Raw genomic sequence first — 16,292 nt, 5'->3', positions numbered from 1 at the left:
CTGGACATGATCTCATGAAGCGCAATTCCCGCCTCTCCCTCGCCCTGCACACGCTCGGCCACATGGCCGCAGATCCCGGGCGCCCGCTGACCTCGGCCGAAATCGCCGGCCATAGCGACACCCATCCCGCCTTCGTGCGCAGGGTCCTGGGGCCGCTCAAGGACGGCGGCATCCTGCGCTCGGAAAAGGGCCATGCCGGCGGATGGTCCCTTGCCCGGCCAGCCGAGGAGATCACGCTGGCCGACGTATATGTCGCCCTGGGCGAGCGGTTCTTGCGCCCCGAGCCAGAGGGTGAGGACAACCCCGTCACCTGCGCCATCGAAAAGGCCCTGCGCGGCGGGGTCGAGATCGCGCTCGACCGGGCCGAAGCGACGCTGATCGCGGAACTCGCGCACATGACGATCGCATCGCTCGCCATAGGCAGGGCTGCACCGCAGGACGCCTCCTGAACCCAGCCGATCTCGGCATCGGCCTCCCGCAACGGCGCTTAGGATGGGTGATTTCACCCATCACCCCACCCCGGAAACAATCCCGCCCATCCGCGGCATTGTCCGCCCTGTTGCGCTGCACCGCAGCAGAACTCTCCGTTACCCGGCCGATGTTGCGTCCAGATGTCCGACGGAAGTCCGACGCGATGCCGACCAAAAGCCGACACGCCAAATCTCCCGGAAAAACCTGCGTTAACGCATGATTCGCCGTACCGGACCGTTTCGACCACCGCGGCCTAGCGCGCGGCCGATCAATCCTCGCTTAACGCCTGTGGCACGCCGCCACTCAGACGAACACGATCGCCGCACCGGTCTCCATCGATTTCCGGCAGGCCTCGATCAGCGACGCGCAGGTGAAGCTCTCGATCCCGTAGCGCTGCCAGGTCTCCTTGCCGTGGCCCTGGCTCTCGCTGGCCTCCCACAAGGCCTCGGATTTCGTGGTCATCTCAAGGGGAAGGGACAGGGCCCCCGCCAGCCGCTCGCATTCCGCCAGCAGGCGCGGCGTGCTGCCGACCATCCCGCCCCGGACCCCCTCGCCGTCGACATCGAACAGCACGTCCGGGAAATCCAGCGGGATATAGACCCCTTCCGCGTCGCCCTGGACGATCAGGTGGTCGAAGGTCCGCTCGAACACCTTTTTTCTCTTCTGAAACAACGATCTGAGCCCGCCGCCCGTCGCGCCTTCGATATCCCGGAAATAGGCTTCGAGGATCGGGTCCGCATGGCTGTCCACGCCCCCCGGCTCGGGCAGCTTGCCCTTGTCCGCATCCAGATGCGCCGCCAGCCGCCGCAGGTAATGCAGGCCGGAATAGCCATACATCCCCCACACATCGGGATCGATATTCGCAGGCTCCCTGTGGGCCGGCAGACGGTGCCGGGACAGCAGCCGGTTCAAGGCCGCAAATTCCGCCAGCAGAGTGTCCCGCCCGTCAGGGTCGCTTTCCGACAGATCCGCCAGCAGACCGACACAGATATCGAGGCCCATCATGAAACTCCTTAAAAACTACTCTTCAAATAAAATCTCGCGAAGGTTGTGCCGCATCCATATGACACTCTAGGCAGAAATCCGCCGACATGAAAAGAGGGCGCCCGATCAAGGCGCCCTCTTTCAATTTTTTCTATGGTTTTCAGTGGTGAGCAGCGGTCCCCCCGGTCCCCTCCGCAGCACGCGCCGCAGCCGCCGCAGCTTCTTCCTCGGCCGCCTCATCCCACTCGATGCCTTCGGGCTCAGCAACCAATGCGTGTTTCAAAACCTCCGACACGTGGCTGACCGGGATGATCGTCAGCCCCTCTTTCACGTTGTCGGGGATTTCCCGCAGATCCTTCTCGTTTTCCTCGGGAATCAGCACCGTCTTGATGCCGCCCCTCAGGGCCGCGAGAAGCTTCTCCTTCAGCCCGCCGATCGCCAGGGCATTGCCCCGCAAGGTCACTTCGCCCGTCATGGCGATGTCCTTGCGGACGGGGATCTGCGCCAGGACCGACACGATGGCCGTCGTCATTGCCAGACCGGCCGACGGCCCGTCCTTCGGCGTGGCCCCTTCGGGGACGTGGACGTGGATATCCCACTTCTCCATCTTCGGCGGCTTCACCCCGATCTTCGGCGCGATCGACCGCGTGTAGGAGGCCGCCGCATCGATCGACTCCTTCATCACATCGCCCAGCTTGCCGGTCGTCTTCATCCGGCCCTTGCCCGGCAGACGCAACGCTTCGATCGACAGAAGCTCGCCGCCGACAGACGTCCAGGCCAGGCCCGTGACGACGCCCACCTGATCTTCCTTCTCGGCCAGCCCGTAGCGGAACTTCTTCACGCCAAGATAATCGTCCAGGTTTTCCGGCGTGATCTCAACGCTTTCGACCTCTTTCTTGATGATCTTGGTGACCGCCTTCCGCGCCAGCTTGGCGAGCTCCCGCTCGAGGTTCCGCACGCCCGCCTCGCGGGTATAGGTGCGGATCATCTCTTTCAGGGCGTCCTCGGTGACCGAGAATTCCTTCTCCTTCAGCCCGTGATTTTTCAGCTGCTTGGGCAGCAGGTGCTGCTTGGCGATCTCAGTCTTCTCGTCCTCGGTGTAGCCGGCCAACGGGATGATCTCCATCCGGTCCAGAAGCGGCCCGGGCATGTTGTAGGAGTTCGCCGTGGTCAGGAACATCACGTTCGAGAGGTCGTATTCCACCTCAAGATAGTGATCGACAAAGGTGCCGTTCTGCTCGGGATCCAGAACCTCCAGCATGGCCGAGGCCGGGTCGCCGCGGAAATCCTGCCCCATCTTGTCGATTTCATCGAGCAGGATCAGCGGGTTCGTGGTCTTGGCCTTCTTCAGCGCTTGGATGATCTTGCCGGGCATCGAGCCGATATAGGTCCGGCGGTGGCCGCGGATCTCTGACTCGTCGCGCACGCCACCCAGCGAGATGCGGATGAACTCGCGCCCCGTGGCCTTGGCGACCGACTTGCCCAGCGACGTCTTGCCCACGCCCGGCGGGCCGACGAGGCACATGATCGGCCCCTTCAGCTTCTTCGACCGCTGCTGGACGGCCAAATACTCGACGATCCGCTCCTTGACCTTCTCAAGGCCGTAATGATCCTCGTCCAGGATCTTCTCGGCGCGCCCCAGATCCTTCTTCACCCGCGACTTCACGCCCCACGGGATCGACAGCATCCAGTCCAGGTAGTTGCGCACCACCGTCGCCTCGGCCGACATCGGGCTCATGTTCTTGAGCTTCTTCAGCTCCGCATCCGCCTTCTCGCGCGCCTCTTTCGACAGCTTGGTCTCGGCGATCTTCTGCTCCAGTTCGGCGACCTCGTTCGAGCCGTCCTCGCCGTCGCCCAGTTCCTTCTGGATCGCCTTCATCTGTTCGTTCAGGTAATATTCGCGCTGCGTCCGCTCCATTTGGGACTTCACGCGGGTCTTGATCTTCTTCTCGACCTGGATGACGGACATCTCGCCCTGCATCAGGCCATAGATCCGCTCCAGCCGCTCGGACACCGACAGCGTCTCGAGCAGCTCCTGCTTCTGCGAGACCTCGACGCCCAGATGCCCGGCGATCAGATCGGCCAGCTTCGCAGGCTCGGTCGCCTCACCGACGGCGGCCAGGGCCTCTTCGGGGATGTTCTTCTTGATCTTCGCATAACGCTCGAAATCGTCGCTGACCGACCGGATCAGCGCACGGATCGCGTCTTCGTCACCCGGGATCTCATCCAGATATTCGCAGGACGCTTCAAAGAACGCGTCGTTCTCGACATATTCGGTGATCCGCACGCGCGCCTTGCCTTCGACCAGCACCTTCACGGTGCCATCGGGCAGCTTCAGCAGTTGCAGCACATTGGCCAGAACGCCGGCCTCATAGATGCCATCCACATCCGGGTCGTCGTCCGACGCGTCGATTTGCGAGGCCAGCAGGATCTGCTTGTCATCCGCCATGACCTCTTCAAGCGCCTTGACGGATTTTTCGCGCCCCACGAAGAGCGGCACGATCATATGCGGGAAGACGACGATATCCCGCAAAGGCAGTACTGGGTAAGACGGGGCGAGAGTATCTCTCATGCTCGGGGTATCCTTTTCTTGGCAGGAAGGCCGCGCCCCGTAATGGCAGCGCTTGGGCCTCCCCCATCGGGTTCGCTAGGATGTGGGGCTCTTCCGGCCCCCTTTCAAGCGAAAGGGAATCTGCGTTCGGCACTCTGACGTTTCCCGCAGGATGTGACAACCGCGCTGCGAGGAAAAGTCGCGTAAGTGCGGCCTACCGGCACCCGCAGCCCCTGTCAGAACGGTCTCTCGCAAAGGTCAAACCATCGCAAATCTGATGTGTTTTGCGCCCTGCACAAATTCGTTCCAGCGCGAACACCGGCCGGACAAATTTCCGTCACCGTCGGCTGTGAACAAGGATCCGTGTGAACAGTAAGATCTTAGTAAAGAGTGAAAAAAATGCCAGTAACGGTCTATGCGCGCGGTGACAGCAACACCGCCAACAACTCTTCCATCAACTCCGATACGACGAACACCGTACCGGTTACTCAACTGACCTTCGAACCAGCCACGGGCGGCGATGTCATTCTCGAAGGCGACGGTGTCGGCGGAACCGATCCCGATACGCTTGTCACCGTAACCCGGGCGGACGGAAGCATCTTCACCACGAATTTCACGGTCGAACTTACAGGGACGCTGGCCCCCAAGAACTCCCTGAATGACGTGAACGGATTCGATGCCAATAACGCGGAAATCGTCGTCGTAACGATTGTCGACCCCGCCACCGGCGACTCGCAGCGCTATTACTTCCTGACCGACGAAACCTTCAATTCAGACCCGGCCTTTGCAGCCGACCTGCCGAACGGGGCACTGAACGTCGAAAATCTCGACACCACCCCCGATGTCGCGATCTGCTTTGCCGCCGGGACGCGGATCGAGACCCCGGAGGGTCTTCGTGCGATCGAGGATCTGAGGGTCGGCGATTTGATCATCACCGATGCCGGACCAAGACCCATCGCCTGGATCGGATCTCGCAAGCTATCCAGGGCGAAACTGAAGCGGGTACCGACCCTCCAGCCCATCCGCATCGCCGCTGGCGCGATGGACGACGCCTTGCCCGCAAAGGACGTCGTCGGCTCGCCAAACCACCGCATCGTGCTTGGCGGCGCCCGGTCCGAGCTCCTATTCGGCGCCGAAAAGGTCCTCTGCGCCGCAAAATACCTCCTCGACCGCCCGGGTGTCACCCAATTCCTGCCGCACGACGGGGTTGAGTACTTCCACGTCATGTTCATCGACCATCGCACCGTCTGGGCCGAAGGGATGGAGGCCGAAAGCCTGTTCATGGGGGCCGAGGCCGTCACCGCGCTCGACGCAGAGGCAAAGGCCGAAATCGCACTTCTCTTCCCAGAACTCGCAGATGGCAACCTGCCCGACTACCCCGCCGTCCACCCGGTCCTCAAAGGCTACGAGGCAAAGCTTCTCGCCTGAGGATCACAGCGGCGGGATATCTCCCTCCGCCCGCGCCGCGTGGAAGCCCGCCTCCCACGCGGCGAACCGCCCTTCGGCGATCGCGCCCCGCATCTCGGCCATAAGCTCCTGATAATAATGCAGGTTGTGCCAAGTCAGCAGCATGCCCGAGATCATCTCGCCCGCGCGGAACACGTGGTGCAGATAGGCACGTGAATAGCTCCGGCAGGCCGGGCACCCACACTCCTCATCCAGCGGCCGCGGGTCGTCCTGATGGCGGGCGTTCTTGATGTTGACCTGCCCGCGCCGGGTCCAGGCCTGCCCTGTGCGGCCGGACCGCGACGGCAGCACGCAATCCATCATGTCGACGCCGCGCTTGACGGCCCCCACGATGTCGTCCGGCTTGCCGACGCCCATCAGATAGCGCGGCTTGTCCTCGGGCAGCATGTCCGGCGCGTAGTCGAGCACGCCGAACATCGCCTCCTGCCCCTCCCCCACCGCCAGCCCACCGATGGCATAACCGTCGAACCCGATCGCGCACAGCGCCTCGGCACTCTCGGCGCGCAACTCTTCCGTCACCCCACCCTGCTGGATCCCGAACAAGGCATGGCCGGGCCGGTCGCCGAACGCTTCCCTGGACCGCGCCGCCCACCGCATCGACAGCCGCATCGCCTCCGCCACCCGCGCGTCATCCGCAGGCAAGGCCGGGCACTCGTCGAAACACATCACGATGTCCGAGCCCAAAAGCCGCTGGATCTCCATCGACCGCTCCGGCGTCAGGCGATGCTTGGACCCGTTGATATGGCTGCGGAACGTCACGCCTTCTTCATCGAGCTTGCGCAGATCGGCCAGGCTCATCACCTGGAAACCGCCCGAATCCGTCAGGATCGGCCGCTCCCAGTTCATGAACGTGTGCAGCCCCCCAAGCCGGTCGATCCGCTCGGCCGTGGGCCGCAGCATCAGGTGATAGGTGTTGCCCAGCAGGATATCGGCGCCGGTGGCCCGCACGCTCTCGGGCAGCATCGCCTTGACCGTGCCTGCCGTCCCCACCGGCATGAAGGCTGGCGTCCGGATCTCGCCGCGCGGGGTCGAAATCGCACCTGTCCTCGCCTTGCCGTCGGTGGCCTGAACCTGAAACCCGAACCGATCCTGCATCTCTGACCCCATGAAGCTGCGCCCGGGCATATGCGGGATCCGGCAGCGATTGCCAAGAACGCCCCATGGACCTTCCCGCCCGCATTTCTTATATCTTCGGTAGGATTTAGCTGAGAGGTCCCATGTCAGAACCGCAGCCCAAGCTGGAAGGCGCCCCTCTGATCGCCCCCTCCACGACCGATCACGCGCTTCACGAGCCTATCGTCGAAGCCTGCCGCTCGGTCTATGATCCCGAGATTCCGGTCAATATCTTCGACCTCGGCCTCGTCTACACCGTCGACATCTCGCAAGAGAACGACGTGAGGATCATCATGACCCTCACCGCGCCGGGCTGTCCCGTCGCGGGCGAAATGCCCGGCTGGGTCGCCGATGCGGTGTCGGCCGTGCCGGGGGTCAAGACCGTCGACGTCGACCTTACGTGGGAACCCCCCTGGGGCATGGACATGATGTCGGACGAGGCACGCCTCGAACTGGGCTTCATGTGAGCCTCCAAGGAAAGCCCTGAAAATGAACGCACTGTTCTCCCGTCTCGTGCTGGGCGCGCTGATCGGCGCCATCGCGGCTCTCGCCGTGGTTCTTCCCCTGCAGGAGCGCCAGCGCAGCGAAGACGCTGCCGCACTGCAGGCCATGGAAGACCGGATGTCCGCAGCGCTGGAGGAGATCAGCGCCAGCGTCAGCGAAACCCTCGCCGCCCTGCCCGAACCCGAAACCGGCCTCTCCGACCGGCTCGATACAATCGGGTCCAACCTCGACGCCCTCGCGACGAGCCTTGAAGAGGCGACAGCCGAAACAACGGACACCTCCGCCGGGGACATCACCCAGCTTCAAGACGACATCGCAGCCCTCCGCGACATGCTGGACACACGGCTCGACGCCCTATCCGACGCCATCGCGCTCCCAGAGCAGGAACTGCCGACGATCGAGGTCGACTCCAACTGAGAAAACGGAGCAGCAGCTACCTGTCTGTTCCCAAAGACAATTCACACAGGCTCCACCCCCGCCCGGATACACGCGGCAAGGCCCCGCCGGCAGAGCCACTGACCGGCCCAAGGGTCTGGCGCGTTGAGACCGGAGCCATGCCCGCGCCATCTGCGGGACGAGCTTGGCCACTCTAAAGCGCATAGTTCAAATGTTGCAGTGCCAGCCCCCGGTCAGGCGCTTGTCTGACGCTCGCCGCGATACTTCGGGGGATTTCCAAGCCAAGCTCGCCAACTGTGTTACAGTCCCGTTACGTCCTACCCACACGCCTGTTACGTCGCTCCGTCATCTGGGGCGAAGTTCACTGGAGACTGCTATGAAGACCCATTACCTCCCCGCCCTTCTCTGCCTCGCCGGACCCGCCCTTGCCCAAGGCTCGGAAACCGGTGCCGACATGATCGATTACGGGCCACGCCCCGCCTACCTCATCGACAAGCTGGAAGATGGCGAACTGAAGGACACCCTCAGTGCCTGCCTCGGCCAGACGCCTGCGAAAAGTGACTTCTCCATCGGCCACCGCGGTGCGCCCCTGCTCTTCCCCGAGCACACCGTGGAATCGAACGTCGCCGCCGCGCGGATGGGCGCGGGCATCCTGGAATGCGACGTGACCTTCACCGCCGATGAGGAACTCGTCTGCCGCCACGCGCAGAACGACCTGCATACGACGACGAACATCCTGACCACCGATCTGGCGGACACCTGCAACACCCCCTTCTCGCCCGCCTCCGGCGACAGCGACGCCACGGCCGAGTGCCGCACGTCCGAGATCACGCTCGACCAGTTCCGCACGCTTGAGCCGAAGATGGACAGCTTCAACGCGGCGGCCACGACGCCCGAGGAAAGCATGGGTGGCGTCGCCGACTGGCGCACGACGCTCTATTCCGACGGCGCGACCCTGATGACCCATGCGGAATCCATCGAACTCTTCGCCTCCCTCGGCGCCAAATTCACGCCCGAGTTGAAGTCCCCCTCGGTCGAGATGCCCTTCAACGGCTTCAGCCAGGAGGATTACGCCCAGAAGCTCGTCGACGAATACAAGGCCGTCGGCATCCCGCCCGAAGACGTGTGGCTGCAGAGCTTCAATCTCGAAGACGTCCTCTACTGGATCGAGGCAGAGCCCGACTTCGGCGCCCAGGCCGTCTATCTCGACGACAGCTACGACATCGACGGCTTCGACCCGATGAACCCGGCGACGTTCCCGGAAAGCATGCAGTCCCTCTACGACCGCGGCGTCCGCTACATCGCGCCGCCGCTCTGGGTGCTCGTGACACTGGATGACGCAGGCGACATCGTGCCCTCAACCTACGCTGAAGAGGCGCAGGCCGCCGGTCTCAACATCATCACCTGGACGCTCGAACGCTCGGGCCCGCTGGCAAATGGCGGCGGCTGGTATTTCCAGTCGATCGCCGACGCGACCGACAGCGATGCGGTCTACTACGAACTCCTTCACGTCCTGGCCCAGGATGTCGGCGTCGAAGGCGTCTTCTCCGACTGGCCCGCGACGGTCACCTTCTACGCGAATTGTTACGGTCTCTAAGGGGATCCCGACGGTCTTTTGATCAAACCTTTTCAGCCAGCATCGGGCGGTCCTTCCGGGGACCGCCTCATTCGTTGAGAAGTGATGGATGTCACAAACAACCAGTCCCAGCACCGGGGAATGAGCCGCTGCCCGTGGAAAGGAGCCAAGGAACCGACCGAAACGCACCGAGTTGGTGACACAATGCGCACTGTTCGTCTTCTCTTGCGCGCGGCTCTGACCTGGCTCCTGCTCGCCACCGCTGCCGCCGCCATCGAACCGACCTTCGAAATCGACGCCTTGAACCAGGGCCTCGGCCCCGCGTCTGACACGCTTGACCGCTCCACGCCGCAGGCGGTGATGGAGGAACTGCTCGACGCGGCCGCCGACGGCGACTTCACCGAGGCTGCGCACCTCCTGAACCTCAACCGCCTCACGCCCCAGGACCAGGCAGCTCAGGGGCCTGCCCTCGCCGAACAGCTCTACGCCGTTATCGACCGCAAGGTGGTGATCGACTGGCAGTTCCTGCTCGAACGGCCCGATGCGCTTGACGCCACGGCGTCGTCTGACAGCGCGACCGCCGGACAGATCCGCCGCTCGCTCCTCCTCTGGATCCTCGAACTCGACGACCGCTCCGTCGCCATCCGCCTGGATCGCGTCCAGCCTGCTGGCGGCGACCCGGTCTGGGTGTTCTCGGATCAGTCCGTCGACAATATCGCAGCGCTTTACGCCCTCTACGGTCCCACCCGGCTGGAACAGGCAATCCCGAAGGTGCTGACCGGCGATGCTTTCTGGGGCCTCATGTGGTGGGAGGTGATCGGCCTTCCGCTCGTCATTGCCCTTGCTGCGATTGCGGGCGGTCTCATGCACCGCGCCTTGTCCTTCATGGCCGCACGAAAAACCGGAGCCGTCGGCCGCGATATCCTTCGCTCGATCAGGACGCCCGCGATCCTGGCCGTCGTCACATTCGTTGTGGCAATCTGTACACGCAACGCCTTTGTCTTTTCGGGTCAGGTCAGCACAATCCTCGGCCCGCTCATCGCGCTCGGCTTCGTCAGCGCGATCCTGATGTTCGTTTTCAACGTGATCGATGTGATCCTCGACCGTATCGTGAGCCTCGACCACGACGCGCTGTCCGATGTCGATCACGCCGCCGAGCGGTCCTTGGCCACGCGGCTCGCCGCGGGACGGCGTGCGCTCATCATCCTGATCGTGCTGATCGGCGGCGGCGTCGTCCTGAGCCAGGCTGATATCTTCAATACGCTGGGCTTCTCAATCCTCGCCTCTGCAGGCGCGCTGACCCTGATCCTCGGCTTCGCCGCGCGCGAGGTGCTGGGCAACATCATGGCCTCGATGCAGATCGCCCTGAACCAGTCCGCGCGCATCGGCGACCGGATCCTCTTCCAGGGCCATCTCTGCGATGTCGAGCGGATCCACTTCACCTACGTCCAGCTTCGCGTCTGGACGGGCGTCCGCCTGATCGTCCCGGTCAGCGAATTCATCTCGGACCCGTTCGAGAACTGGACCCTGAAAGAGCCCGAGATGACGCGCCTCATCACGCTCAAGCTGCGCCACGACGCCGATGTCGGCGCGATGCGCGAGGCTTTCTTCGAGATCGTCGAGACGCTCGAGGCGGGCGAACTCGGTGACCGCGACGGCCTCAAGGTCCATGTCACCGACCAGGATGTCTTCGGGCAGGAGGTCACGTTCTGCCTGCCCTGCGCCAATCCCAACACCGCCTGGGCGATGGCTTGCGAGCTGCGCGAAAAGCTTATCGCCCGGGGGCGGAAGCTTGAGGAGGAAGGCCGCGCCGTCTTCCCCGAAGCGACGCCGGCAGAAGCCGCCTGAAGCCGCCCCAACGTCCGAGCCGCTGCCGGAATGTCGGCGCATGTCCCTGCAACTCGGCTTTCATTTCTGCAAATGCGGCCTGCTCGATCTCGTAAGACGTCCGCTGATGGTCGCACCACAAGGGGCGCGCATAAAGAATGGGTGTCATCGCTCGTACTCCTGTCTCTGCTGGCCCAGAGCTAAGGCGCATCATCCCCCTTGCCTACGGACAGGAACGCGATCAGACTTTCAGTTATGCAAACCGATCTCGATTGGGGCGATCTCGCTCTCTTTGCCGCCGTCGCCCGTGCAGGCAGCCTGGCCGGGGCGGCCGCTGAAACGGGCGCAAGCCCTGCCACCCTCTCCCGCCGCATGACCGCGCTGGAGCGTCGCCTCGGCCGGCGGCTCTTTCTGCACGGGGCGGGCGGCTACACGGTCACCCCCGACGGCCGCGATCTGGCCGAACGCGTCCGCGCGATGGAAGCCGCGTCGGTCGATATCGGCCGCTGGCAGGAGGCGGCGAAAGGTCCCGCCCGCGTCCGCATCTCGGCGGGCACCTGGACGGCACGCCTTCTGGCCCGCAACCTGGCCCGCTACTGGCAGCCCACCGACCCTTGGATGCCGGAATTCGTCTATTGCAACCTCGACATGGATATCGCCCGGCGCGAGATCGACATTGGCATCCGCAACCGCCGCCCGGAACAGCCCTGGCTTGCCGGGCGCCGGACCGGAGAGGTCCATCACGCCGTCTACGCCACCTCAGAGGACGTGACCGGCTGGATCGGCGCCAATTTCGAAACCGCCCGCCTGCCGTCCGAACGCTGGGTGGCTGACCACCATGGGGGCGAGATCACGACGACCGCCAACGATCCCCTCCTGCGGCTCGATCTCGCCGAGGCGGGCCTCGGCCGCGTGGTCCTGCCGACCTTCATCGGCGATACCCGCCCGGCGCTCACCCGCCTGTCCCCGGTAATCGACGATCTCACGGCCGAGGAATGGCTTGTCGCCCACCACGAGGCCCGTCACGAACCGGCGATCCGGGCCGCGCTCGACGCCTTCGCGGGCTTCCTCTCCGCTCCCGACCGCGCCCGCGCCGCCTGACCGGCTGGACAGCCCGCAAGGCCTCCGCCAAGGATGGGCGGCATGACCGACCGACCAAGTGCCGTCCTGACAGGGGATTTCGTCCGTTCCCGCGATGCCGGGCCCGAAAGGCTCGAGGCCGGCTTCGCCGCGCTCCGCCGTGCCACAGCCGAGGCCGAGCCATGGGCCGGAGATCTCCGCCTCACCCGCTACCGCGGCGACGGCTGGCAATGCCTTGTAGGTGACGCGCGCTTTGGCTTGCGCACCGCTCTTCTCTGCGCTGCCCATCTCCGCGCCGAAACCCAACTTGAAAGCCGCATCGCTCTCGGCCTCGGCCTGGTTACAACCCTCGGCAGCACCGACCTCTCCGACGCCGACGGCCCGGCCTTCCACCGCGCAGGCCAGGCGCTGGACGCAATGAAACGCAACCGCCGCCTCGCCCTCGCCCCGGACGACGCACCGCCCCTCGCTCCGGCCCTCGTCACCCTCATCGACGCACTGACCCGCAGCTGGACCGCCGCGCAGGCCGCGGCGCTCATTCCGCTCCTGCCCCCCAGCGCGCCATCGCAGAAAGCCGTGGCCGAAACCCTCGGCATCACCGCCCAAAGCCTCGGCGACCGCCTCGACGCCGCAGGCTGGCCCTACCTCGAAGACGCCCTGATCGAGGCCGAAGAGGCTTTCCGGTGAGCTCCCGCATCAGGCCCCTAAGCCTGATTCCAGACTATCAGGCTCCTAAACCTGATTTCTGCAAATCAGCCCCCGTCTCATGATCGAAACCTTCGCCCTCCTCCTCTTCGCCCACATGCTCGCGGACTTCGTGTTCCAAAGCGACTGGATCGTCGTCAACAAACGCCGCCCGCCCGCCTTCCTGCTGCACATCGCGATCGTCTTCGCCACCGCCCTCGCCGCCACAGGGGCCGTCGCCGACTGGCTCCTTCTCCTCGCCCTCACCGCCGCCCATGCCGTCATCGACGCGATCAAGCTCACCGTCTCGGATCGGCTGAAACCCTTCCTCCTCGACCAGGCGGCCCATCTCATCACGATCGGCGCGCTCGCGATCCACGCCCCCGACCTCTGGGCGACCGGCCTCTGGGCTCAGACCCTCCCGCCCCTCGTCACCGACCCCATCCCGGCGCTCGCCGCCCTCCTCGCCGGCGGCATCGGCGCCGTCATCATGGGCGGCCACGCCATCGCCAAGCTGCTGGACATGCGCGAACGGCGCTGGCTCCGCTACCGCATCCTCAAGGGCAGCCTCCCCGACGCGGGCCGCCTGATCGGCCAGCTCGAACGGGCGCTCGCCTTCGGCCTCGTCACCGCGGGCTACCCCTCCGGCGTGGGCTTCCTGCTGGCCGCCAAATCCGTCCTCCGCTTCAACGCCAGCAAGGACGACCGCCGCGTCGCCGAATACGTCATCATCGGCACGCTGGCCTCCCTCGGCTGGGCGCTAGGCGCCGGCCTCGCCACCCGCCTCCTCCTTCTCGAACTCGGCTGGTTCACCCCATGACGGAACGCGACAAGATGCTGGCAGGCGACCTCTACCGCCCCGGCGACCCAGAGCTCGTCACCTTGCGCAAACGCGCCCAACACCTCATGCGCGACTACAACGCGACGGTCTACGGAGAGGACGAGGCCCGCCGCGCCATCCTTACCGACCTCCTCGCCCCCGGCAGCGCGATCCCCGTCATCCGCCCGCCCTTCTACGTCGATTACGGCGTCCATATCCAAACCGCCGAGGATGTCTTCCTCAACTACGGCTGCGTCATCCTCGATGTCTGCCCCGTCACCATCGGTGCCCGCACCCAGATCGGCCCGATGACCCAGATCCTGACCGCCGACCACCCCCGCGACGCCGCCACCCGCGCCAAGGGCCTGGAAAACGGCAAGCCCGTCTCCATTGGCGCCGATGTCTGGATCGGGGGCGGCGCCCTCCTCCTCCCCGGCATCACGGTCGGCGACGGCGCCACCATCGGCGCCGGCAGCGTCGTCACCCGCGACGTCCCCGAAGGGACCACCGTCGCCGGAAACCCCGCCCGCGCGCTGCGCTAACCCCACCAAGCGCCCCAAAAAACCAACGACCAACCGTCCCACACATCCACAGCGCCCTTAACCCTAACCGCCCGTAACCTTAACGCGCTCGTCGCCATCTCGCCCCCTTCTCATCTTGCTTCAAATACCTCGGGGGAGCCGCCACTCGGCACGAGGGGCGGCGGGAGCAGCGCCCCCTCGCCCTTTCACCAAGGCAAGCCCATAGGAAAGACCGACCTCCGCCAGCTAAAGTCCATCCCAGGAAGCGGGGGCGTCCATCAGCATCTGACCGAAGACGTTCTCGCGATGCCACCGAAGGTTCTCGGGATGCGGAGCGTCTCGGCCATGCACCGGACGCATCAGCTTGCCGTCAGCCGGTAGCAGCCTGCCGACAACCTCGCCTGGCACCTTGTTCCGGGAAACAAGGATCGTCTCACAATCCTCCGCCACCGAGATCAGCCCTCGATCAAACATCCAATGTAACGTGCCGGACAGCGCGAGCCCGTTGCGCACCGAATCGCTCCCCGCCTGCGCGACGGGCCGTATATGCGCCGCCTGGACCTCCGGACGCCCGCCACCATTGCGCAACCGAAGACCGGACATCGCACAGCGATAATCATAGGCCTCGCGCACCTTGCGGCGGAACGCCACATCCCGGAACGGCCGATGGGTCAGCCTCTCCACGACCGGCCGCGTGAAGGGCAGACCTTCCTCGTGAAAGCCGTCGCCAGGCCCGTACCGCATCGCATCGATCCTCTCGAGGTCTTGCGGCAGGCCAAGATCGACGATCCGGGCGAACTCGGCATCGGGCAAGCGGCGCACCGCCAATTGAATCGCGCCACCCTTCCTGGGCGTCCCGTCTGCCTCGGCCAGCGCGCTCTCAAGTGGCCTGCCATCCTGCAGACGGCCAACATTACGATCAAAGGGCAGGAAACTGCCCGGTTCGATCAGCGCAAGATACCGCCCCTCAAACCCCGGTTTCGGGATGACTTTCCCGATCCGCGCAACAGCGAAATAGCCGCGCGGCCCCGCCTTGACCGGTTCGTAGTAGATGATCCAGTCGCCGACCGCCTCGGTGACAGCTTTCAGGTAAGTGCGAGGAAAATCGTAAACGACGTCCGGTTCATCATCGTAGATCGACTCAGCCTTGTGCAAGAGAACGAGCTTGACCATGCAGGCAAGCAAAGCAGTGCTGGGGCCGAGCACAAGCATTTTCGGAAGGCCCGGTAGGCACCCAATCCGCTGATCCAGGGACAAACGGCCGATACCTTCTGATCAGCCGATCGCCAGCTGCGGATAACCTGACCCCCAGCCAGCCCCATATCCAGGCCGCCATCACATCCACCTCCTGACAATCCCGGCGCCCCCGGTTTCATGCCATCCGCCACCACCCGCGCTTGCTGCGTTAACCTTAACGACGGTCAACCTTAACGCCCCCCGCTCCCAAGATCCTCCTCATCTTGCCCCAAATACCTCGGGGGAGCCGCCAGCGGCGGCGGGGGCAGCGCCCCCAAAACCCGGCGCGACAACAGGCCCCTTGCGCTGGGCCTTGAGCCGGGCCCGCTCCGCCCATAAGTTACTCCTAAGCAACGGAGCGCACCCATGTTCGCCATTCCCGGAAAACAGGCTGTCACCCTGACGCCTGCCGCCACCGCCCAGATCGCCCGCCTGATGCAGAAAGGCGGCACCCAGGGCCTACGCATCGGCGTCAAGAAAGGCGGCTGCGCGGGCATGGAATATACGATGGACTACGTGACCGAGATCGATCCCCTCGACGAGGTCATCGAGGAAAACGGGGCCCGCGTCATGATCGCACCGATGGCCCAGATGTTCCTTTTCGGCACCGAGATCGACTACGAAACCTCGCTCCTCGAATCCGGCTTCAAGTTCCGCAATCCCAACGTGACCGAAGCCTGTGGTTGCGGCGAGTCGATCAAGTTCGACGAAACCCTCTCCGCCAGCTGACCCATGGCCGTGAGCGAGGCCGATCTTGCCGCCGCGCTCGACCTCTTCGATGATCTGGGCGACCTGACGACCCGCGCCATGATGGGCGGGCGCCTGATCTACGCCAACGGCTCGCTCTTCGCCTTGGTCCATTCCGATGGCCGCGTGATGCTCAAGGGCACGCCGACCAGCATCCCGCAGATCGAGGCCGCGGGCGGCGAAAAGTGGGTCTATACCCGCTCGAACGGCGTCTCGGGTGCGATGCCCTACTGGATCCTGCCGCCCGACCTTCTTGACGATCCCGCCCGCACCTGCGACCTCGCCAGGCAGAGCCTCGCAGAACTGGAGGGCTGA

The 16,292-nt window shown here is 64.7% G+C and carries 16 protein-coding genes; 12 read left to right on the top strand and 4 right to left on the bottom strand.

Annotated features, from left to right (window positions below):
* The first annotated feature begins 14 nt into the window (after positions 1–14).
* Positions 15–449, top strand: a complete 435-nt coding sequence (locus tag AADZ90_RS13095) for an Rrf2 family transcriptional regulator (RefSeq protein ID WP_367310455.1) — start codon at positions 15–17, stop codon at positions 447–449.
* A gap of 325 nt (positions 450–774) precedes the next feature.
* Here AADZ90_RS13095 and AADZ90_RS13090 read toward each other — a convergent pair whose 3' ends face one another.
* Together AADZ90_RS13090 and lon are read right to left on the bottom strand one after the other, a co-directional pair.
* On the bottom strand, positions 775–1,473 hold the full coding sequence (locus AADZ90_RS13090) for a putative DNA-mimic protein (RefSeq protein WP_367310454.1): 699 nt from the start codon (positions 1,471–1,473) through the stop codon (positions 775–777).
* 142 nt (positions 1,474–1,615) lie between these two features.
* Entirely contained in the window at positions 1,616–4,027 is a 2,412-nt protein-coding gene (lon, locus tag AADZ90_RS13085) for an endopeptidase La (protein ID WP_367310453.1), read from the bottom strand.
* A 378-nt stretch (positions 4,028–4,405) separates the two neighbouring features.
* Between lon and AADZ90_RS13080 the strand changes: the two genes are divergently transcribed.
* Entirely contained in the window at positions 4,406–5,434 is a 1,029-nt protein-coding gene (locus tag AADZ90_RS13080; RefSeq protein ID WP_367310452.1) for a Hint domain-containing protein, read from the top strand.
* A 3-nt stretch (positions 5,435–5,437) separates the two neighbouring features.
* On the opposite strand, the gene tgt is transcribed toward AADZ90_RS13080, so the two are convergent.
* Positions 5,438–6,568, bottom strand: coding sequence for a tRNA guanosine(34) transglycosylase Tgt (tgt, locus tag AADZ90_RS13075; protein WP_367310598.1), 1,131 nt, complete (start codon positions 6,566–6,568; stop codon positions 5,438–5,440).
* 122 nt (positions 6,569–6,690) lie between these two features.
* Between tgt and AADZ90_RS13070 the strand changes: the two genes are divergently transcribed.
* From AADZ90_RS13070 to AADZ90_RS13035, 8 genes are all read left to right on the top strand, one after another.
* Positions 6,691–7,053 carry an SUF system Fe-S cluster assembly protein gene (locus AADZ90_RS13070; RefSeq protein WP_367310451.1) on the top strand — a complete coding sequence of 121 codons (363 nt, stop codon included), beginning with the start codon at positions 6,691–6,693 and terminating at the stop codon, positions 7,051–7,053.
* Between the two features lie 22 nt (positions 7,054–7,075).
* Entirely contained in the window at positions 7,076–7,507 is a 432-nt protein-coding gene (locus AADZ90_RS13065; protein WP_367310450.1) for a hypothetical protein, read from the top strand.
* Between the two features lie 355 nt (positions 7,508–7,862).
* Complete coding sequence (locus AADZ90_RS13060) at positions 7,863–9,083, top strand: glycerophosphodiester phosphodiesterase family protein (RefSeq protein ID WP_411997035.1); 1,221 nt, start codon at positions 7,863–7,865, stop codon at positions 9,081–9,083.
* A gap of 183 nt (positions 9,084–9,266) precedes the next feature.
* Positions 9,267–10,910, top strand: coding sequence for a mechanosensitive ion channel family protein (locus tag AADZ90_RS13055; protein ID WP_367310449.1), 1,644 nt, complete (start codon positions 9,267–9,269; stop codon positions 10,908–10,910).
* A 234-nt stretch (positions 10,911–11,144) separates the two neighbouring features.
* Entirely contained in the window at positions 11,145–11,990 is an 846-nt protein-coding gene (locus tag AADZ90_RS13050) for a LysR family transcriptional regulator (protein ID WP_367310448.1), read from the top strand.
* A 42-nt stretch (positions 11,991–12,032) separates the two neighbouring features.
* A complete protein-coding gene (locus AADZ90_RS13045; RefSeq protein WP_367310447.1) occupies positions 12,033–12,656 on the top strand; it encodes a hypothetical protein in 624 nt (207 codons plus the stop codon).
* 79 nt (positions 12,657–12,735) lie between these two features.
* Positions 12,736–13,473, top strand: coding sequence for a DUF3307 domain-containing protein (locus AADZ90_RS13040; RefSeq protein ID WP_367310446.1), 738 nt, complete (start codon positions 12,736–12,738; stop codon positions 13,471–13,473).
* Positions 13,470–14,015, top strand: a complete 546-nt coding sequence (locus AADZ90_RS13035) for a sugar O-acetyltransferase (protein WP_367310445.1) — start codon at positions 13,470–13,472, stop codon at positions 14,013–14,015. The genes AADZ90_RS13040 and AADZ90_RS13035 overlap by 4 nt, the downstream gene beginning before the upstream one ends.
* A gap of 225 nt (positions 14,016–14,240) precedes the next feature.
* Here AADZ90_RS13035 and AADZ90_RS13030 read toward each other — a convergent pair whose 3' ends face one another.
* A complete protein-coding gene (locus AADZ90_RS13030) occupies positions 14,241–15,167 on the bottom strand; it encodes an HNH endonuclease (protein WP_367310444.1) in 927 nt (308 codons plus the stop codon).
* A gap of 429 nt (positions 15,168–15,596) precedes the next feature.
* On the opposite strand from AADZ90_RS13030, the gene AADZ90_RS13025 reads away from it, so the two are divergent.
* Complete coding sequence (locus AADZ90_RS13025) at positions 15,597–15,959, top strand: HesB/IscA family protein (protein ID WP_367310443.1); 363 nt, start codon at positions 15,597–15,599, stop codon at positions 15,957–15,959.
* A 3-nt stretch (positions 15,960–15,962) separates the two neighbouring features.
* Complete coding sequence (locus tag AADZ90_RS13020) at positions 15,963–16,292, top strand: TfoX/Sxy family protein (RefSeq protein WP_367310442.1); 330 nt, start codon at positions 15,963–15,965, stop codon at positions 16,290–16,292.

The organism is Aestuariibius violaceus (genome assembly GCF_040779325.2).
Classification (GTDB): Bacteria; Pseudomonadota; Alphaproteobacteria; order Rhodobacterales; family Rhodobacteraceae; genus Aestuariibius; species Aestuariibius violaceus.
This window is presented reverse-complemented; position numbering and strand designations above follow the sequence as displayed.